A 20871-nucleotide genomic window follows, 5' to 3' on the forward strand; every position below is an offset into this window, starting at 1 on the left:
TGGAATGCGGGGCCAAGTCCCGTCTTCCACCATCTACCGTCGCATACAAATCCGGCTACGGCCTAATGGTCACGCTTGAAGCCCGGAAAATATGTGCTCCGTGAGACAGGTATCTGTTTTGCTTTTGTTTCTGCCGGCTCGCCTTGGCTGGCCAGCGCTCGCCATACGATGAGGCCGCAGGCATATCCCGTTTGAACCCCGAGGATCATGCTTGGGCCAATAAGCGCATTAAGGTCAAAAGCCCAGGCGGCTAGCGATGCCACAATCAAGATGAGCAGGCTGAGAGGGACGAGGATCCAGACGCGAAAAGCTCGCGCCAGGACCGCGCCCGTTAAAAAGGAGAAGATCGCTAGGGGAACCATGGTGGCCTCTCTGTGGCCACTATTTCCGGAATCGACCTAAGGAAACCCTAACGGTGCCGTCGCTCCAAGCTCCGGGGGACGGAGCTATGAGCCAAGCCCCCAGGTTCGACTTTCGCAAGAGGCTCCTTGAGCGAGCTTTCAAGTCGTGGCGGGTGCCGACAATTGTCTTGACCTCTCCACCATAGAAGTGCCATTTATCATTGATTAATATAGGGTTAATCTTCCTCGTCAATTTGCTTTAAAGTGGTTTTTATGAGTGACGAGTTTGGAGGCGATCTTGATTAAGGAGAAGGCCTCTTCCGGCCAGTCTAGCGGACAGAATTCGGATCTACAGCAGCCCGTACCATCGCCGTATGGTAGCGGCCTGCGGAGGTACTTTCGCATTCGGTTTCCATACAGCGCGCTGAAGTATCTGCTCGCGACCTTCGATGTTAGTCTTATCGTTGTTTCGAGTTTGGTCGGGGGCGGGTTTTATCAAGTATTGCTCAGCGGAGACCCCGTCCAAGTTCAAACCTTAATGGGTGTTGGTGCAACCGCTGCGCTATTGTACGCGCTGATTGGCCAAGCGACTGGCTTTTATGATCTGCGGATTGTTCTTTCGATCCGAAAAAGGGACGGAGGGCGGGTTATTGCCCTTTGGTGTCTCGTTAGTCTGGTGCTGACGCTGCTTGCGTTTCTGCTGAAAGCAGGCGCGATATTCTCGCGCGGTTCTATCATTTGCTTTGGCCTTCTCGCACTTTCGTTGCTTTTGACTTTCCGCCGTCCGTCCAAGCAATTGGCGGCCAGTCTGGTTGCCAGCGGGCAGGTTCAGGGAAGACGGGCCGTACTGCTGGGAACACGGGAAGAGCTCGCCGCGCTCGGCGTTGGCGAGTTGCTTGAGAGGTTTGGCCTAACGGAAATCGAACGAGTTATTCTGGGTGTGGACGGCAATCATAGCTTTGCGCTCAATGACAATGAGGCCGCGTCGTTGGGCGCGGCCCTCGCAATCGCAAGAGAGCGGAGGGTCGACGAAATCGTCCTGGCGTTGCCTTGGAATGATACTCGAAAGATCGAGTTGATTCGTGCCGGACTTAGAATTTCGCCGTTACCCGTGCAGTTGTTGCCAGATCGGCGGATTCGTTCGTTGGCTGGAAACCCCGCCTTCCGTTTGCAGGAGACTCTCTCTCTTGAGATACAGCGAGGTCCGCTGTCTCAAGCGGAGCAATTCTCCAAGCGTTTGCTGGACATCGTGGGCGCGACTGTCGGTCTTGTACTGCTTGCTCCACTGATGTTCATCGCAGCTCTCGCAATCAAGCTCGATTCTTCCGGACCGATCTTCTTCCTTCAGAGGAGAAATGGGTTCAATGCGAAGCAGTTTGCGATTTTTAAGTTTCGGACGATGAGAGTAATGGAAGATGGCCCGATTGTCGTGCAGGCCACGCGTTCAGATCCTCGCGTAACCCGGGTGGGGAGAATACTCCGGGAAACCAGCATCGACGAAGTGCCTCAACTGCTAAACGTATTACGAGGCGAAATGTCCCTCGTCGGCCCGAGGCCACATGCCTTGGCCCACGATAGCCACTACGGTGATCTCCTGGCCGATTATGCATTCCGGCACCACGTGAAACCCGGAATTACAGGTTGGGCGCAGGTAAGGGGGTATCGAGGCGAGACTAGCCGGGTTGAGCAGATGAAGGGTCGAGTGGATTGCGACCTGTGGTACATTAACAATTGGAACCTATTGCTCGATCTTCGAATCATCTTGATGACGTGTTTTGCGCTCACGCGCAGGAAAAATGCTTATTAGTTGATATATTTCTCGGCTTAGCCTTGGGGTAGTACATACGGGGAGGTGCTAGCTTACCGAAGGTACGCTGTGCCCGCATTGCAACAACGTCGGAATTTCTGGTCGCGGATCGCGTTGAGCACGCTGAATTTCCTTATCTTTCATAAGAAACTGGTAAATATTGGGCGAGAAATTGGTTGCGGGTGTGAATTGGATGCGGGGCGCTCTTTCAAGCTTGGTTTTGATGGCAGTGGTCACGCTGATGGCGGGCTGTTCGACCTCGTACATTCCCACGTCCGGACCGTTAAGTCCTGATATACGAGCCGGTCAAAAAGATCCGGAATCGCTTCCCTACGCTCTGGTGAAACTCAGTCCCGAAACAGTTCGCATTATCGCTGAATCCGAGCCTAAGAGCATCGCCTCGGCGTTTCAGGACAGGCGTCCGCCTCCGGAGATTAAGTTCGGAATCGGCGACGTAGTTGCTGTTACCATTTTCGAAGCCGCCGCCGGTGGTCTGTTTATCCCGATTGAGGCGGGCGTTCGGCCGGGTAATTTTGTTACGCTTCCGAACCAGCCGGTTGATACCGCTGGGAACATCAGCGTTCCGTATGCAGGCGCGGTCCGAGCAAAGGATCGGACACCTTCGCAGGTGCAACAGGAGATCGTGGACCGGATTAAGAATCGGGCCATCGAACCGCAGGCTGTTGTGGCGATGGCAACCCAGAACACGTCGCTTATCAGCGTTCTTGGTGAGGTGAACAACCCGAATCGAATGCTTGCGATGCCTGCCGGCGAACACATTCTTGATGCGATTACGCGAGCAGGCGGACCAAAAGGGCAAGGCTTTGAAACCTGGGTAATGCTGGAGCGCAAGGGCAAGCGCGCTACCGCTCCATTCGGCGCGTTGGTATATGAGCCGGAGAACAATATCTGGGTATGGCCAGGCGATACCGTCTATGTCTATCGCGAGCCACAGACGTTCCTTGCTTTCGGAGCGGCGGGTCAGCAAGGACAGTTCGCCTTTGATGCTTGGAGAATTTCTCTTGCTGAAGGTGTCGCGAAGGCTGGCGGCCTGGTGGATGCACAGGCGGATCCTGGTTCAGTATTCTTGTATCGTGGCGAGCCGTGTGTCGTCGCGGAGCGCCTCGGCATCGATTGCTCGAAGTTCCCGGGCCCAGTTATTCCTGTCATCTACAGTGTGAGCTTCAAGGATCCTGCGGGCTATTTCTTGGGAACCAAGCTTCAGATGCGGAACAAGGACGTTCTCTTCGTGGCCAACGCGATGTCGGTTGAAGTTACAAAGTTCCTGCAGCATATTCGCGTGATGATTGCCACCGGTAACGACGCCGTCGTGCTTGGATCGAACTCGTTGCTCTTGAGGAATCTGATCAATAATCCCTAGTGTAGGGTCGGAAGCGCGCCAAATTTAGTGCGCTTCTCGAGCGTCTCTGACGTTACGAAAGAAATCTCATTGCGGGCATGGCGCGATTGGTTTTCCTCGGCTTTGCTGTTTGGAACTGTGGCTCTCGCACCTTTGCCGTTCGGTTCGACTGATCTGATCTCCATTGCGCTTTGGTGTGTGGTCCTTGGAATCGCTATTGTTCTTGGTCCCGTTGACAGCTTCGACGGAGGCCATGCGACGGCCTTCGGTGTGGTCTTCGCCCTCGCTCTTGCGTATTCCCTGGTTCTCCATGAGCAGCTGGCAGACAAGTCGTGGCTGCCTGTCGGTCTTGTTCATCCAATCTGGACACAGGCGAGCGAAGTCCTAGGGACAAGTCTCGCGCCATCAATATCGGTCGCCAAACATCAGCCGTTTTTTGAATTGGGCCGGCCTTTAGCAAACATCTTGATCTTCCTAGCAGGTCTCAGAATCGGCGCTGACAGGCGCGCCAGCTCGAGCCTGCTTAAAGTGATCGCATGGTCGGGGGTTGCATACGCAGTTTACGGGATAGGATCCCACATTATTGATCCGGGAAAAGTACTCTGGCGCGAGAAGGTCGCATACCAAGGCGTGCTAACCGCCACGTTTTTTAATCGCAACACGGCAGCTGTGTATTTTGGCACGTGTGCAATAGCTTGGCTTGTGTTGCTTCTTGGGAGGCTGCGGTATCAAATAGTCGAGCATAAATCGCGCTGGCGCTCGACACTGAGATCGCTGCTTTCGCATCCCCCTCATGGGAGTATCACTGCATCGCTGGCGCTTTTCGTCTGCCTATCGGCAATGTTTATGACCGGATCGCGGGCTGGCGTCCTGCTTTCGCTCACGGCCGCAGTGATCGTCTTCACCGCCTATCTAGGCCGCGTATTACCACGCGGCTCGAGAGTCGCCGCATTGTTTGTCGTCGCGGGCTGTTGTGTGTTCCTGTTGTTTCAGCTCTTAGGCGGAGTAGTTAATGCCCGAATTGACTTGCAAGGGCTGGGCGATGGAGGCCGATTGCACACATATAAGGCAATGTTAGGAATGATTGAAAGTTTTCCCTGGCTCGGAACTGGCCTTGGGACGTTCGTGTGGAGCTTTCCGGCCTATCGGCCATCCGACGTTTCCCTTTGGGGGGTATGGGATCGTGCACACAGCACTATTCTCGAAATCGCCTCGGACGTCGGCGTTCCGCTCGCGATCTTGGTCGTGGTCGCCTGGATACTCATGCTCGGGTTGCTCGTTAACGCACTTCGTCGATCTCGCGGAGAAGATACAACCTTGTTGCTTGCCGCGCTCGCGGCCGCATTTGTCGCATTGGTTCACACATCCCTAGACTTTTCTCTGCAAACTTTTGGATTTTCCGCCACGATTTTTGCCCTTCAGGGCGCAGCCGTCGGCAGAGCCTTTCGCGTTTTGCGCAAGAATTCGCCCTCGATCAGTTAGTTGTTACGATCGGTCCCAAGGCCGGGACCATTGATCGGTATCCAAGCAAATGCTAAGAGTCTCAAATTGTTAACGGGAGTACGGGTATGTCCCAGTCTGCCTTGCCCAAGCCCGCATTTCTTGCGGCGTTGTTTTTAATCCTATCGATATTCGGTGCGAATGCGGCTTGTTACAGCGAAACCCAAGCGCTTCCGCAGGCGGACGTCGATGCGTTTGTGGCAAATCCCGCGCAGCTTCTTCAGCAGAATTCCGACGGCGGTCCGACCATGATTAGCCGCGTTCGCGATCTTGCTGCCTCCAATCCGAGTACGTTGCAGGCAATCCTGGGTTTGATTTCGACGGCCAATTCAAATCAGCGCGTCGCCATCGGAACTGGACTTGGTCAGGCGGCTCAAGTTTGTGTGAGGACTGATGGTACCTACGCTAGCGAGATCCAACGATCGGTTGGGCAGACCGGTGCTCCCGATGTTATTGCGGCTATCGCGTCCGTTCTCGGAGATGCTCCGATTGGCGCGCTCGGCGGCGGCGGAGGCGGCCTTAGTGCTGGGGCCGGCGGACCCATCAATTCGAACGCATCCCAGCAATTTGGCAATTCCACCCTTCAAACGTTTGGAACTTCGAGAACTACCAACAGCTTCACTGGTTTTACGGCGCCTGGTAGCTCTACGCCAGGAAGTAGCACGACGACTTCGACCATCGTCCAAAGTACTAGTACTTTTTGATGGAGAGCGGGGCGCAGCGGTTGCAGCTAACGCCTCGTTGCTGGTCAGTCCCTAACAGGTACTCACGATTACGAAATGCTCCAGCCCGCAAAGCCGATTAGCACTCCGAGCGAGCTGCAGCCGACGCAGCTTGCCAATTTATCGGAGATTTACTCCGGGGCGATTACGTTCCTGCACCGGCAATTCCCCGTTATTATCCTCATAATGCTGGTGGTGCTGGGATTTGGATTGATCTACCTCTTTACCGCGCCACCCCGCTACACTGGGGTCGCCGTCATAGTCATCGACACCAAGAAGAACCAGCTGTTCCAGCAGCAGTCGCTCTTCGCAGACGCGCCCATTGATTCACCGACGGTCGATACCCAGATCGAAATCCTCAAGTCGGAAAATGTCGCCCTCTCGGTCATCAAGGACCTCCATTTGCTTGATGATAAGGAGTTTATGGCCCCCGCGGCGGGCCTTGTCGGGACTCTGGTTGGAGCCATTTCAGGCCTGTTCGGGTCGGACGAGCCGGCCTCCGAGAGTGCTCTTACCCGGGGGGCTCTGCGACGTTTCCAGTCGGATCTGAACGTGAAGCGGTTGGGGCTGACCTATGCCATAGAGATCAGCTTTCGTTCGGGAAGCCCTGAGCAAGCGGCCAGGATCGCAAATGCCGTAGCGGATGCCTACGTGGTTGACTCCTTGGAGGCGAAGTATCAGACGACTCGTCGTGCAGCCACTTGGCTCCAGGATCGACTCCGCGAATTGCGGCAGGAATTGACCGTCGCCGAGCAGGCTGTGCTCGATTTCAAGGTCAAGAACGACATTGTTGATACGGGCGGGAGGCTGCTTAACGAACAGCAACTCGCCGAGCTGAACAGCGCCCTCACTCAGGCTCGTGCCCAGACCGCCGAGGCAAAGGCACGACTTGATCGGGTGAGCGCAATTCTCAACTCGAAGAATTTCGACCCGGCCAGCAACGAAACTGCTACGGTTGCAGACGCACTTCGTGACGAAGTGGTCGGCAAACTTCGATCTCAGTATATTGATCTGGCAACGCGCGAAGCGAACTGGTCGAGGCGTTACGGTCGCGACCATTTGGCGGCTGTTAATCTGCGTAATCAGATGCAGGAGATTAGCAGGTCGATCGCCGAGGAGCTTCGTCGACTTGCTGAGACCTACAAGAGTGATTTTGAGATTGCCAAGTCGCGCGAAGACGCAGTCCAAAAGAGTCTGTCGGAGATAGTCTCCCAATCTCAGATTACGAACCAGGCGCAAATTCAACTTAGAGAGCTTCAGAGTCGCGCCGACACCTACCGTGCGCTTAATGATAACTTCCTTCAGCGATATATGGAATCGGTGCAGCAGCAGTCATTCCCGATCACTGAGACGCGTGTCATTACCAAGGCAAGCCCACCGACGTCCAAGAGTTCTCCCAAGACACTGCTGATCTTGGCCGTGGCTTCAATGGGAGGTCTATTCCTTGGCCTTGGCGTCGGGCTATTACGCGACGTAGCCGATCGCGTGTACCGTACCAGCGCTCAAATCGAAGCGGACTTGGGCGTGGATTGCCTTGCCGTGCTTCCGAAGATTAAGCCGGCAGTCACCGGAGACCTTGCAGGCAAGGTTGGAGATCAGCCACCGGTCGAGAGATGTATCGTCCGAAAGTCTGCGTTGGCTTGGTCCATTGTTGACTCACCGTTTTCGCGGTTCGCGGAATCTATTCGTTCGATCAAGGTTGCAATCGATCTGCAGCGAGTCGTCAAGCCTACCAAGATCATCGCGGTCACGTCCTCGTTGCCCAATGAAGGCAAGTCCACGATTGCGAGCTCACTTGCGCAGCTGATTGCGTATGGAGGATCCAAAGTCCTGCTGGTCGATTGCGATCTGCGAAATCCGTCTCTGACGCGCCAATTGGCTCCAGCCGCCGATCGTGGAATCCTAGATGTCTTGAATGGAAGCATGCGCCTTGAGGACGCCATTTGGACTGATCCCTCGACCAATCTCATTTTTTTGCCTGCCGTGGCCACAGCGCCGATTCCGCATTCGTCGGAGATATTGTCGTCGGATGCGGTGAGGAAGCTTTTTGAAGATCTGCGTGAAAGATTTGAGTACGTCATCGTTGATCTTTCGCCCTTGGCTCCCGTCGTTGATGTGAGAGCAACAACCCACCTCATCGATTCGTTCGTGTTCGTCGTGGAATGGGGAAGAACCAAGATCGACGTCGTCGAACATGCCTTGGGCAGCGCGAGGGGGGTCTATGAAAATCTCCTCGGTGTTGTGTTAAACAAGGCCGACATAAACATATTGGGCAGATACGAGAGCTATAGGGGCAATTATTATCGCAGCCGCTATTATGAGCGATACGGTTACACCGAGTAGAGGGAGATTTCCCGGACTGACGGCGGCAAGTTTTGTCATTGCTCGTGTTTCTTTGGTAGTCCTTGGTGTTTTAGCGTCGGCTTGGGGCTTAGCCGTCGGCTATGTCGTCTGGCAGCAGGGGCCGCTTGATCGTGTCGCAAACGCCATTATTGCCGGTAAGCCATTTCGGTCCGAGGTCATATCGGCTCTTATTCCCCGCGTGGAGCGACTGGAAGGCCAAGTCTACTGTCGGCCATCAGCACTCAGAACAGCGGCCATCATTCGGCTCCGTGCAGCGGAGATGGCCATTGCTGATGGGGAACGAACCGAAATTGACTCTCGTATGCTATCGCTTCGCAAGAGTATCCTTTTGTCCTTGAGCTGCTCTCCGGCAGACGCATTCCTCTGGGCGGTGCTCTACTGGCTGGAGAACACCCGGCTCGGATTCCGCCCAGAACATTTGGCCTATCTTCGAATGTCCTATGTTACTGGACCAAATGAGGGTTGGGTGGCAATCAAACGCAATCGACTGGCGCTCGCTAACTTAGATCGGCTGCCGGACGATCTCGCTCAAATGGCACTTGACGAGTTTGCCAGTCTGCTCGAGAGCGGTGTGTACGATGACGTAATAACAATTCTCGTCAGTTTACCTGAACCTGCGCGTGAACGGGCACTTCGCCGAATTGCGGGTGTGTCTCTATCCAATCGTCAGGTACTTTCAGATCTTTTTTATCAGCGCGGTTATGATGTGACTATTCCGGGAGCTACCAAGCCTGAGTTCCGTCCGTGGCATTGACGCCGGGTCAAACTTTTCTAGTAGGCGTATTTGATGGGTCGGCGATAGACCTCCTCGATCACATCATAGGTCACGGCTTTCGACACATCTAAGCTGTCCTTGATAAGCTTTTGGCTCAACAGAATGTCGCGCAGGGAGCGCCATTGAGCGGGTGAAAATTCGGCGAAACGTGATGCGAGCGGGCGCAAATAGCTCAGTTGCTGGTCTAGCTCGGCGCGAAGCTGATTTGAGCTGAGCAAAGGCTCATCAGGTATTGTGTCTCCCTTTTCGAGCTTTTCGTAGGTGAGGTTCCAGCCGTCGATCAGGCTTCGGATAAAGCGCCCCAGGAGCTCGGGGTTGTGTACAACCGTTTCCTCGGTCGCGAAGTACACGGTCCCTGGCACATGAATTCCGAAGTCTATCGGGGCAATGATCGCAACTTGCGCCTTCTCTCGAAAGCGATAGACATCCCCAACCGAAGCCGGCCACACATCCACTTTTCCAGTAAGGAAATCTTCTTCGCTCGCGCCCGCGATTTCGTTGATTCGACTCCGCGGCACTCCAGTTCTGGCTAGCAGCGCCTCGTATATGGTGGACGAATTCTGTCCAGGAAAATAGCCGATCTTGCGATTGACGAAATCACGAGGAGTGCGGATGCCTGATTTTTCTCGGACGAGGAAGACAATCGGACTTTCGACGTAGCCGGCCGCGAATGCTACTATACGTGCACCGGTTTGACGTGCGAGCAGGAAGGAAGTCGCATTCGCCACCCCAATTGTCCGTGAACCGTCAATGACGGCTGATATTGCAGCCGCGTCCGATGGCCCGACCTCAATGCTTACCTGCAGACCGGAATTCCGAAAAAGGCCGGTATTCTTGGCAACGAGAAGACCCAGGTAATCCCCGGGACGTCCGGTCACGTATGCGGAAGCCGAGTAGCTATTCGCGCGGGCAGGCACGGTTGGCGCACGGGTCTGCGTCAGCGCTAGACCTGCAATGACCACCCCGAAAGCAATCCCGATGAAAACAATTTTAAGACGGAGCCGTCTGCCCTTGACGGCCCGCGCCCGCGAAACCGGTGCCATAGTTCGCAGATTGCTGCCCCCGCGCCGTCACTTCAAGCGGAAAGAGGGTCAGAACTGTTCCGAGTACTCGTAGCGGAATTGCGTCAGGGAAGGGAAAATCCCCAAGACTGTTTCCTTACGGTCATAGGCAGCAATCTCCAAGGGCACGCAATTTTGCGTGCGGTAATAACATACCTTCATCTTGATGCGCTGATTGCAGCTGTTAGTCGCCGAGATGATGTGCTCCTTGATCTTTGGATTGATCGTCTCGTCTCGGGAGGAGGCAGAGATCTGTATGCATGGCTTTCCGGCGGCGTTCCGATGAATCTTGTTTGCGACGTTCTGCTCGGCCCTCGGCATTTCGACGGTCAGCCCGCGTGTCGCGCCTACAATAGGCTGTGAAGCGGTCAGTGGTTGCCCCTGAACGCCGCCAGTGGCCGCCAACATGAAAACCATGGCCGCCTGGAACGATTTGCGTTGCATTCTTATAGTCCTCTTGCTCAAAGACCGGGAAGATGCCGGGGGAGTATTCATCTCCATCGATTCCAGGAACTTCTAACTTGCAAATATCCGGTAGGGTATCCTAAAAAGAGGGGCAGGAGAACGGCATGCGAAAACTGATCGTTTCGGTCGTGACCGGAGTAAGTCTATTTGCTGCTGTACTCGTCAGCTTCGAGTCTGCTCGAGCCGCGGACCTTCAAAGCCTGTCACGGAACCGGGTTGTCGGACGTGCCTGCACCTTGGTCAAGGTGTGCGGGCCATTGGGCTGCGACTGGCAGCGCCGATGCCCAACCGCGTGTCAGGGCGGACGCGATGCCAGATATACATGTGGCGCTCTCTATGGGGCATACGGTCCATGGGGAGGAACTGGCTTCTGGAACGCATATACCGCATACTACTAGATCTCCCCACCACAAAGTATCCATCGCGCGCCTCGAGGCTTCTGGAACGCATATACCGCATACTACTAGATCTCTGCAGGCGCGATCGAGCTATCTGCCGATCACCGCCATTTTGGCTTACGTAAGTCTTCGCGTCAGCTTCAATAGCTAGCGGGCACGTTTATCGTGGCGCTCGGCAGAGCAATGCTGATCGAGCACACGGAAATTGTTTCCAACAGGTGTCGGTCGCGCAGTTGCGAGCGAGCTAGCTTCTCCTCGGAATGCCGTCGTTATCTTTGCGCAGAGTTGCGGCCGTCTCATCAAAACAAGAACAACGACGTGACTTTTTCCGCCGCGGTCGCGAGGTTAAGCGCCGCAAGCCGAATTGGCCGTAGCCGCTAGAGCTGCAGCGATCCATTATAGGCCTATCAGAAACCTCGCGAACAGCTCTGCGACAAGCATTCCATAAGTCGCCCTATATCCTTAGCAAAGCAATGCGTTCGAAAGCAGTTCGCCCATCGTGCCGCACTCGGTTCACGCTAGGAAGATAGCTTTCAGCCAACATTGTGCAAAGGGGATCACTGAACTAGGATTTGGCTCAGTAGCCGGCTTTTCCAAAGAAGGACCTCGTGACCGACCCGTTGAGCGAATCTGTTGAAGCCGCCGCCAATCCTGGATCTAGGGTCACAGATTGGACCAGCGATACACTCCGAGAGTGCGGGATCGTCGTGATTGGTCGGAACGAAGGTGCACGGCTGGTTCGGTGTCTCCGCTCGACGAGCGCTGCATCTAGCGAAGTGGTGTATGTAGACTCTGGATCAACGGATGACAGTGTCGTCCAAGCCGAGCGTTTGGGCGCGTGGACTATTCTACTGAAAATGGACCGGCCGTTTACTGCTGCGCGAGCTCGCAATGAGGGCTTCGCCGCGCTCAGCGATCGTACATCCGTTCGCTTTGTCCAGTTTGTGGATGGCGATTGCGAACTCATCTCTGGCTGGCTGAATGCGGCAAGGTCCTTGCTGGAGCGGCGCAAGGATGTGGCGATTGTATTCGGGCGCCTTCGAGAGAGACACCCGGAGCTGTCAATTTATAACCAGCTCTGTGACATCGAATGGGGCGGCGCGCCAGGCCAGGTCGACACATGTGGTGGCATATTCATGGTGCGTTCCGAGGCGTTTCGGTCCGTCAGCGGCTTTCGCTCTGAATTGATCGCCGGCGAAGAACCCGAACTCTGCGTTCGACTTCGTGAAAAGGGTTGGAAGATCTGGCGGCTGGAAGTTGACATGGCGTGGCACGATGCCGCTATCTTCCGTTTTGGCCAATGGTGGCGCCGCGCAATGAGGGGAGGACACGCCTATGCTGAGGTATGGGCCCTCCACCGAAGATCACCGCTTGGGATTTATCACAAGCCTGTGCTTCGCGCCGTGACCTGGGCAGGCTTGCTGCCACTGCTCGTATGTTTGATTGCCACGATTCAGCCGCTGGCGCTCCTCGGCCTCCTCGTCTATCCGCTGAATATAGTTCGGATAGCAGTCCTGCGCGGAGTTGCTAGGCGCGGGTCGTGGATGTACGCACTTCTTATGACCGTCGGCAAGTTCGCTGAAACCCTTGGCATTTTGAAGTTCGCGTGGAACAAGGCTCGCGGTGGAAGAGCGCAATTGATCGAATACAAGTAGAAGTAATTGCCGACGCCGCGGTCTCGATGGGCACGCAAGCGAGAACGTTTGTAAGCAGGGGGAGCGTCGGAAGGTGACTGGCATCACGGCCTCATGCGTCGACCATCTGTTTGACTCGATCCAAACAAAGCTAGCGGCTCGCCGTCACCTGGAGCGCTTTTGCGATCTACCAACATAGCTTCTACTGAAGAGGACGTTGCGGGCCGGCGATACGTTCCGCTGCCGTCGGCTCGATCGAGCACATGTTTGGCTTCACGCCTCATCGGAGACGGCAGTCGCATCGCAGTCTTCCGGCTACGCCCCTTAGTCGGTCCCAGACTAAAACGTCATTGCGCGCAATCGGAGCTTGAATCTGACGCATAGGACCCACGCGCGAATGATCGGCTGTCTCATTGGTCGATTAATGAATGCCAAAAGAGTCGTGGAGGCCGAACTGAACGCGTAAGAATTGCCAAGCGAGAATAAGACCTATCACGAGTGCCGTCATACTTAGGTCTTGTAAAGCGAAAGCGAAGCGCACCCTCCTTTGACCGGTCACGATCAGAATGTAACGAAATGCGTCTGAGACGCCTATTGCGACCACCGCGCCAACAACGCCATGCCAATGGAACCCCAGCGGAAGCCCGATTAACAGCCATGCCATCTTCATCCAATTCGCATAAGCGACGAAGAATGGTGCGCCGAACCCGATAAGAACGGCTTCGTTCAAACTGCACAAAATCGAGAACCAAGAGCCAGCAATTAAAATGCAGGCCATCCAACCCGCCTCGTGATAGCGATAATCGTATAGAAACCAAACGACGTAGTCCGCACCAGATGCGAAAACCGATATCCCGATGGCACCCGAAGCAAGAAACAAAAGCCGGACCGGCCCCATTTGGCGCCGCAGTTGTTCCTTGGGCGTGTCGCGGGATGCGGCAATCCTAGGAAAAACGACAATCCCGCTCAGCCGTTGTACAAGTATAGTGAGGGGTTCCGAGAGTGTCCGAGCGACGCCATAGACCCCCAATATGCTTAGGGGCATGACTTTTCCAAAGTAAAGCTTGTCAAAATTCATCGAAAAGAAGAGCGCTAGGGACGACAAGAACATCCAATTTCCGAAACTCGCGATTTCGCGTGCAAACGGCTTCGAAATCATAAGTCGATGGCGGATCCCGGGAATGAGAAAAAGGTACGAAGCAATCATCCGTGCTGCAGATCCGATGACGGTGCCGAAGACCAATGACCAGATTGTTGGACTAATGATCGCGGCAATGATCATGATGGCATAGGAGAATGTGTCCGCGCAGAGGTCGAAGAGGTTGAACCTCGCAACCTGCATCCTTCTTTGTACCAGTACCCGAGCCATCGAGTTAAAGGCTTCAAACAGAAACAGCGAGCCCATGATGGGCAGAATGATGTTCAAGAGCGGGATGCTGTAAAAAGTGGCAAGCGGATGGGCGATGGCGGCGAATAGCAGGAAGAGAACGGTGTTTCGGGCAAGATTGATCGTCCAGGCCGTGTTGTAGAATTCTGGAGACTCCGCATTCCGATTTACAATCATACTCTGCTGAATGCCGACATCGGTCACAAGCAGCATGCCGGTTCGGAAACTGTTGACGATGGACATGATGCCGAATAACTCGGGAGCAAGCAGTCGCGTCAGAATGACATTAGTTAAAAATCTTGCGAACTGACTCCCTGCGTAGGTGAGTACTGTCCAACTCGTTCCCCATAGCAGTTTTTTTGGCAGCTTCATCGGATATCTCTGAATCACTGGCTGCCTTCGGAACGCGCCAGTTCTCTTCGACGAAAGGGTGGGGCCAGTCCGCTCTTCGGGTGTGGATTGAAAGCCACATCGGAGGCGGTTCGGCTGGGCGAGGGGTAGTTTCCGGCGCTTGAGGTCCTAGTATCCGGGCGGGATTGATGAATGAAAAGGGCCGGCCCTCTGTGATTGGGTGCGACTCGTCGAAAGGCCAATTGGCAATTACTGTTATCGTGTACCGTTATCGTGTGGTACGAAAGAATACTAGACTCTAGTCTACCAAGACTTGATCCAGTATAAATGACTCGCGCTCGGGGTCGACATAGATACACCCCCCTTGAGGAAGTTAGTTGGGTGCGTAGCCCCGTTGAACGAGCCCGAGGTGTGGCTTTCAAATTTCCGCTCGATTGAAATTAAGGTTCTGGATCACGCGATGGGCGAGAATGACACCCTTGCAGTCGTTAAATGGGTCGTGTTTTTGCTGGCCTGCGTTGGGGTCATTCCGTTGTCGGCCTGGCTTCGTCGCTATCCGAGGCAAGGGCCGCTGATTTGGTTCCTGATGGGAATTGTACCATTTCTCCTGACTATCCGGCCTGGGTTCGACATTGCGCTTATTTCCTGGGCGCAGGAATGGCCAGGAGGATCCTTTACTTGGCCCGGATACGTAAAGGGAGCGCAAATATCGGCCCTCGACCTTTTGGCCGCCGCCCTCTATTTCAGCTTGCCTCGGTCATCCGATCCTCTTCCCTTTAGATGGCCGGTAACACTCTATTTCGTAGCGGTGCTGCTTTCTGCCACCGTGGCTAGAGAGCCAATGGCGGCCTTGTTCTATGCTTGGCAGTACGCACGAATGTTACTGGTGTACGTAGTTGTTGCGCGTGGGGTCGCCGCGGACGCGCGCTTTGCTCCCACGGTTCTAGCTGGGATGGCGGCCGGCTTGTGCATCGAGGCGATCGCGGTCGTTCTGCAGAAATATGCCTTGGGTATGGTTCAGCCGCCCGGCACGTTTAGTCATCAAAATTCGCTCGGCATGGCTTTGCATTTCGTTGTGTTACCCTGCTTCGCGCTGGTTTTGGCAGGAAATGCTTCGCTTCTCGTAAGATCGGCTCCCGTCATCGGAGCGGGAATCGCTGCTATGACCGCTTCGCGAGGAACCGCCGGACTACTCGGTCTAGGATTAGTCGCCATCTTTGTTCTCTCAGCTCTACGGGGTTGGACGTCTCGAAAGGCGATGGTCGGACTTGTGGGCGCGCTAGCCGTCGCGGCGTTAGCGCCGATTGCATTCTATTCGTTCAACACGCGTATCGCGCAAACCTATGAAGGCTTCAGGGCATCGGATCTGGAGCGATCGGCATTGGAGGCATCCGCATCCGCCATGCTTGACAATAATCCATTTGGAGTTGGCGCGAACAATTTTGCGCTCGTGGCCGGCAGTGAGGGCTATTCCCGGCAAGCGAGAGTGTTGACCGATGTTCTGGAATTCAGCGTTCACGTCCACAACGCGTATTGGCTCGCAGCCGCAGAGACGGGCTATTTTGGCTTTGCGTGCTTTCTCGTTCTCATCCTGACCCCGATGGTCACGGCCTTCCTATCCAGCTTTAGATATCTCAGTGACATAAGGGGAGACCTGTTGCTTGGGGTTGGAGTGGCGCTCTTGATCGTCTACATTCACTCGCTTTATGAGTGGATTTTTTACACCTACCAGATCCAGTACCTTTTTTCCTTTGTGGTAGCCATATCGGCCGGGACCGCGCAACAATTGGGGTACTGGAGGCGGACATCAGCCCAGGGCTATCGTGGCGTTAGGCAATCGAAGATCAGATTGCGAGGCCGCAACGCATAGAGCTTCGTTAGCAAGCTGGTGCAAGCACCTACCGTCGATCGGGGCAGTCGTCTATTCGTCTCAGCGGACCGGTTCCGGCGACTTTGCTTTCATGCTACCCTTTCCCCTCCCGTCAACCGGCATAGCAACGCTGCCGTCGAGCGCATGCCGGCGACGTTTCCGAGCGGCAGTCGCCATACTTGTCGAGGCGACTCGAAGATGGCAGGCTAGCATCGGGCTTTGCCATGCAAAGCCTATACCCTTCGCGGAAGGGCGGCAGCAAGGGGCTATTGATTTGACAGACATAAGCACAATCAGTTTGGTGAGATTGAGATGAAAGCGCAACCTCGCGTGTTCGCGACTCTGGGCCCTGGAGATGTGGTGGCGACGCGTCGTGCGGCGGGAGTCAAACTGGGGGCTGAGGGGCTGACGAGTATTCCCTACTCCGAACAGTTCGTTGCATATTGCCGCGAGCGGAAAATCCAAGCGTTAGGAATATCAGCTAATGTTCGCAGAGACATCTTAGCTGATCAAATTGTGACTTTAGAGAATTGTCCAAAGCTTTTAGAAGGAACGAGCGGTGTTGCCTTTCATGTCTCCCAGTTAATCTATGCTGCGTATCTTTGTTGGCGCGCAGTGCTGTTCCGAGCCGACTATGCGATCATCGACTCCGGAACAACCCATTATTTTCTGCTTCTAACATTCCGCCTATTCGGAATTCGGGTCATAGCGAATCTGCATAATGTGCTTTGGCCTAGAGGTTTCCCTCCAAAGCGTCTCACTGCTCGCGTAATTGCTTTTCTTGACCGCCTCTTTTTCACCTATGGCGCTTCAGCGGCAATTGGTGTTTCTCCAGAATGCGAGCGTCAGGTGGCCGCAGTTTCGCGTGGAAGGATTCCGTTTTTTCAGTATCGCTGCCAATTTCGAGAAGATGGATTTATTGAAGCTTCACCCTATAACGGGGGAGTGTTTCGGCTTTGCTTCTCGGGGCGGGCAAAGCGATACAAGGGGCTGCTTGACCTAGTTGAGATCGCGATTTCGCTCCGTCAACTGAATGTTACTCCATTTATTATTGAGGTTTGCGGGGACGGACCCGCGCTCGACGAGCTCCAAGCTCTAATCGCAAAGAGGGGGGTCGCCGATTCTTTTGTTCTTCACGGCGCGCTTTCTCGCAACGAGCTCCTGAATGTCTACGCGCGCTCGCATGCGATGATTGTTCCGACTCGCAGCAATTTTTGTGAAGGTGTGCCAGCGGTCTGTGCCGAAGCTGCTCTTGCTCGTTTGCCAGTGATAGCAAGCGATGCAACCAACTCACTGGATGTGATTGGCGAGGCATCCATTCAGGTGCCAACAGATGAGGTCGACGGTTTCGTCAAAGCTATCGTACAAATGTTCAATTCGCCAAGATACTATTTCTCTCTGCGGAACCACTGTGCGGCAGTTGCTCATCAATTTCTGGATCGCAATCTTAGTATGCCTGCGGCCATAGACCGCGCGCTAAATGCGATTGCTGGGCAAGAAGTTCTTACGGACTACTCCGCTCTCTTCAACGAGGGACCTCCTGCACGATTTCGGCCGTCCGTTGGGCTCATAAGATCGGACCAGCCTTCGGTTGGCAGTGGATGCTCGCCATTGGGCCATACTTGACTTGCTCGCCCGGTGACTGTCTCGACAAGAGGGAGGCGGAACCGAATGATGCCGTCATTAACGATTTGCTCAAGGAAATGAGGATGGCAATTGCTACCGCGCTGTACTCAGATCGATTTTGTGCTTATCAATGTGCAATCTTATAACACTAGCGCGGGGCGGGGAATCTAGCGGGGTGTAAGTGGCTTTCATTTCATATGTTTCGCTAGGTCTTGCGCTTGTAATTTGCTTCGCAGTAGCTCTATTTGTGGTTGAGACGTCGGCGGCAATCCTCTGTCGGATGTCGAATGGACAACCCATGCCGCAGGGTTCTCCACGTGTTGCGGTTCTGGTGCCTGCCCATAATGAAGGCGTCGGCATACTTCCCACAATTCGAGACATCAAAGCCCAAATTGGTAAACAGGATAGGCTGCTTGTCGTCGCCGATAATTGTGACGACGATACTGCTTCCGTAGCTCGGGACGCTGGTGCGGAGGTTGTGGAACGCAATGATTCCGGTCTCCTCGGCAAGGGGTACGCTTTGGATTTCGGCATCAGGCATCTTGGGCATGCTCCGCCCGACGTCGTGGTAATGATTGATGCTGACTGCGGAGTTTCAATGGGCGCGATCCGCGATCTAGCGTCGGAGTGTGCGCGGACTGGAAGGCCCGTACAGGGTCTATATCTAATGCTACCGCCCGTGGCGACCAAAATCCAATCTCAAGTTGCCGTTTTTGCTTGGCGCGTGAAAAATTGGGTACGGCCGCTTGGACTTCGAGCCCTCAATCTGCCCTGCCAGTTGATGGGCAGCGGAATGGCGTTTCCCTGGAATGTGATTTGCTCCGCTCCGCTTGCAAGCGGGGAGATAGTTGAAGATCTCAAACTGGGCCTTTCACTGGCACAGCGTGGCCATCCACCCCTTTTCTTGCCGTCGGCCATTGTGACGAGTCGGTTTCCCTCGTCGGACGAAGGGACTAGGACCCAGCGCGAACGCTGGGAGCATGGACATCTAAGCAGTATAGCGGAGGCGCCTCACTTGGTTTGGAAAGCCGCTTCACGACTTGATCTGGCCACGACAGTTCTAGCGCTTGATATGGCCGTACCCCCCCTTTCACTCCTTGCTCTCTTGTCAATCTTAATCACCTTGGTCTCCGGCTTCGCGGCGCATTTGAGCGGTAACTGGTCAGCTGCGATTCTTTCGTTTGGCTCTCTTTGTGCTTTCTCATTTGCAGTGCTTGGCTGCTGGTTGGTGTTTGGCCGCGATGTACTGCCACTTCGTGCCATCGTCTCAATTCCAGCGTACGCGTTAAAGAAGATACCACTCTATCTTCGGGCATTGTTCGGGACGCGGGCGTCTTACTGGATCCGAACGGATCGAACAGGAACCAAGGCAATAGAGGTGGATGCAGAACAACGCATCCTGATCGCCCCAAATGCGCAGACGAATGAATCTCCTCGCGCAACCGGGAATGATATCCTGCGCGATGCTTATGGGATCTTTGGGATTCCAATTGATTGCGTAAGTTGGAATTCAGTGTTTCTCCGGCTCGAGAGCGCGGTGAAAGAACGTGTTCCGTTTCTAATCTCTACTCCCAACCTGAATTTCCTAATCGCAAGCATGTCAGATGCGAACTTTCGCTCTACGCTCCTGTTTAGCGATCTTTGTCCACCAGATGGCATGCCTATCGTTTGGCTGGCGAAGCTTTTTGGAGTTCCGATCAAGACTCGAATTGCCGGCTCAGATATTTTTGAGGCTTTGAAACTGAGGTGGCCTCAACATGCGCCGCTTAAGGTGTTTCTGTTCGGCGGAGCCGAAGGTGTAGCAGAAGAGGCGAGCAGGCGGATAAACTCGCGTCCCGGAGGGTTGCTTTGCGTCGGCTCCTTCTATCCAGGCTTCGGATCCGTTGACGAAATGAGTGACCAATCGATAATCGAGGTCATCAATGACAGCGGCGCGGATCTGCTTGTGGTTGCGCTGGGAGCTCAAAAGGGACAGATCTGGCTGAAGTGCAATCATTATAGGTTGACGATTCCGGTGCGTTCCCACCTGGGAGCGACCCTGAATTTTGAAGCAGGTACGATTACAAGGGCACCGCGAATTCTGCGGGGAGCGGGACTTGAATGGCTCTGGCGAATTAAGGAAGAGCCGGTTCTCTGGCGTCGCTATTGGCATGACGGCCTCGAATTTCTCCAACTGTTTGTGACGAGGGTCTTGCCGTTGCTAGCGTTCTCGAGATGGTACCATTTCGCCAATAACCGGAGTGATGCGATCTCAGTTTCGTTTCCGGAGCGGCCTCACGACATCGTAATTCAAATCAATGGTGCGGCGATCGAGAAGAATGTTGGGCAGGTAGCGGAGAGGTTTATGCTGGCCCTCGATGCGGACCGTGACGTGCTCCTTGACTTGGTCGGGGTCACGCGCATCGACAGTCGATTCATTGGCCTCATTCTCATGCTGAGCAAGGAATTGGAGCGTCGTGGCCGCACTCTACGGTTCGGGGGCATCTCGGCACCTGTCTCTCGCCTGTTCCGATTGGGCGGGTTTGAGTTCTTGTTGGCAAAGGCATAGAGCAGCCGAACGGTACGCAATATCCGTCGACGCCGCAGACTTCTGAATGGTGATTTCTGAGCAATGCGTAAACTTAGTGGTGTAATTGTCGGTTGCGGCTTGATTGCCCGGGAGCACCTCATTGCGCTCTCCGGAAACGACGACGTCAGAATTGCGGCGGTATGCGATGTCTCTGCCGTAAAGGCTGAAGCGACTGCCGACCGTTTCTGCATCGAGAGGTACTATACCGATCTAGATGCGATGCTTTCCGACGTCAGGCCGGACCTCGTGCACATTACGACGCCTCCGTCCGCGCACTTTGCGATAGCCAAACGCTGCCTGGAACAGGGACTGAACGTCCTCTGCGAAAAACCCTTGACGATGAACTATACCGATTTCCTCGTGCTGAAGGACCTTGCGAATGAAAGGCGCTGCGTCCTTATGGAGAGTCAGAACTATCGGTATCACTCGTCGGTGGCGAGGATTGAGCAATTGATCTCCGCGGGAGCGCTCGGAGATGTTCTCGATGTCAACGTTTCCATTTTTGCGAATCTCTACGGTCCGGCAAGTCCCTACCTTGACCAGAACGTTCCGCACTTTAGCTTAGCACTGAAAGGGGGGCCCATCGGAGTCTATTTGCCCCATTTGGCATACATGGCGGAGATGTTTGCAGGTGCGGCGGT

General features: G+C 54.6%; 15 protein-coding genes. 11 read left to right on the forward strand and 4 right to left on the reverse strand.

Annotated features, from left to right (window positions below; translation table 11 throughout):
* Nucleotides 1–62 precede the first annotated feature (62 nt).
* Nucleotides 63–362, reverse strand: a complete 300-nt coding sequence (locus tag C2U70_RS27105; protein WP_140981688.1) for a hypothetical protein — start codon at nt 360–362, stop codon at nt 63–65.
* Between the two features lie 277 nt (nt 363–639).
* Here C2U70_RS27105 and C2U70_RS27110 point away from each other — a divergent pair, with 277 nt between their 5' ends.
* From C2U70_RS27110 to C2U70_RS27135, 6 genes are all read left to right on the forward strand, one after another.
* The gene (locus C2U70_RS27110; protein ID WP_186294502.1) at nt 640–2148 is read left to right on the forward strand and encodes an undecaprenyl-phosphate glucose phosphotransferase; all 1509 of its coding nucleotides are present in this window, start codon (nt 640–642) and stop codon (nt 2146–2148) included.
* A gap of 160 nt (nt 2149–2308) precedes the next feature.
* On the forward strand, nt 2309–3529 hold the full coding sequence (locus C2U70_RS27115; RefSeq protein ID WP_433960712.1) for a polysaccharide biosynthesis/export family protein: 1221 nt from the start codon (nt 2309–2311) through the stop codon (nt 3527–3529).
* Nucleotides 3530–3598: 69 nt separating this feature from the next.
* Nucleotides 3599–4990 carry an O-antigen ligase family protein gene (locus C2U70_RS27120; RefSeq protein WP_140981690.1) on the forward strand — a complete coding sequence of 464 codons (1392 nt, stop codon included), beginning with the start codon at nt 3599–3601 and terminating at the stop codon, nt 4988–4990.
* Between the two features lie 86 nt (nt 4991–5076).
* The gene (locus C2U70_RS27125; protein WP_140981691.1) at nt 5077–5712 is read left to right on the forward strand and encodes a hypothetical protein; all 636 of its coding nucleotides are present in this window, start codon (nt 5077–5079) and stop codon (nt 5710–5712) included.
* 75 nt (nt 5713–5787) lie between these two features.
* Nucleotides 5788–8073 (forward strand): polysaccharide biosynthesis tyrosine autokinase, encoded by a 2286-nt coding sequence (locus C2U70_RS27130; protein ID WP_140981692.1) that lies wholly within the window; start codon nt 5788–5790, stop codon nt 8071–8073.
* The gene (locus C2U70_RS27135; RefSeq protein WP_140981693.1) at nt 8048–8848 is read left to right on the forward strand and encodes a hypothetical protein; all 801 of its coding nucleotides are present in this window, start codon (nt 8048–8050) and stop codon (nt 8846–8848) included. Before C2U70_RS27130 ends, C2U70_RS27135 begins: the two co-directional genes overlap by 26 nt.
* Before the next feature lie 17 nt (nt 8849–8865).
* Here C2U70_RS27135 and C2U70_RS27140 read toward each other — a convergent pair whose 3' ends face one another.
* Entirely contained in the window at nt 8866–9912 is a 1047-nt protein-coding gene (locus C2U70_RS27140; protein ID WP_140981694.1) for an ABC transporter substrate-binding protein, read from the reverse strand.
* Between the two features lie 48 nt (nt 9913–9960).
* A complete protein-coding gene (locus tag C2U70_RS27145) occupies nt 9961–10374 on the reverse strand; it encodes a hypothetical protein (RefSeq protein ID WP_140981695.1) in 414 nt (137 codons plus the stop codon).
* Between the two features lie 1126 nt (nt 10375–11500).
* Here C2U70_RS27145 and C2U70_RS27150 point away from each other — a divergent pair.
* Nucleotides 11501–12448 (forward strand): glycosyltransferase, encoded by a 948-nt coding sequence (locus tag C2U70_RS27150; protein ID WP_246666880.1) that lies wholly within the window; start codon nt 11501–11503, stop codon nt 12446–12448.
* 400 nt (nt 12449–12848) lie between these two features.
* On the opposite strand, the gene C2U70_RS27155 is transcribed toward C2U70_RS27150, so the two are convergent.
* Nucleotides 12849–14186 carry an oligosaccharide flippase family protein gene (locus tag C2U70_RS27155; RefSeq protein ID WP_140981696.1) on the reverse strand — a complete coding sequence of 446 codons (1338 nt, stop codon included), beginning with the start codon at nt 14184–14186 and terminating at the stop codon, nt 12849–12851.
* 373 nt (nt 14187–14559) lie between these two features.
* Here C2U70_RS27155 and C2U70_RS27160 point away from each other — a divergent pair, with 373 nt between their 5' ends.
* The 4 genes from C2U70_RS27160 to C2U70_RS27175 form a co-directional block, all read left to right on the forward strand.
* Complete coding sequence (locus C2U70_RS27160) at nt 14560–16035, forward strand: O-antigen ligase family protein (protein ID WP_140981697.1); 1476 nt, start codon at nt 14560–14562, stop codon at nt 16033–16035.
* 312 nt (nt 16036–16347) lie between these two features.
* The gene (locus C2U70_RS27165; protein ID WP_140981698.1) at nt 16348–17661 is read left to right on the forward strand and encodes a glycosyltransferase family 4 protein; all 1314 of its coding nucleotides are present in this window, start codon (nt 16348–16350) and stop codon (nt 17659–17661) included.
* A 298-nt stretch (nt 17662–17959) separates the two neighbouring features.
* Nucleotides 17960–20209: a WecB/TagA/CpsF family glycosyltransferase gene (locus tag C2U70_RS27170; RefSeq protein WP_246666879.1), complete on the forward strand. Its 2250-nt coding sequence runs from the start codon at nt 17960–17962 to the stop codon at nt 20207–20209.
* 63 nt (nt 20210–20272) lie between these two features.
* Nucleotides 20273–20871, forward strand: a 599-nt coding sequence (locus C2U70_RS27175; protein WP_140981700.1) for a Gfo/Idh/MocA family protein, incomplete at its 3' end; no start/stop codon positions are given.

This window comes from Bradyrhizobium guangdongense (assembly GCF_006483445.1).
Taxonomy (GTDB): Bacteria; Pseudomonadota; Alphaproteobacteria; order Rhizobiales; family Xanthobacteraceae; genus Bradyrhizobium; species Bradyrhizobium guangdongense_A.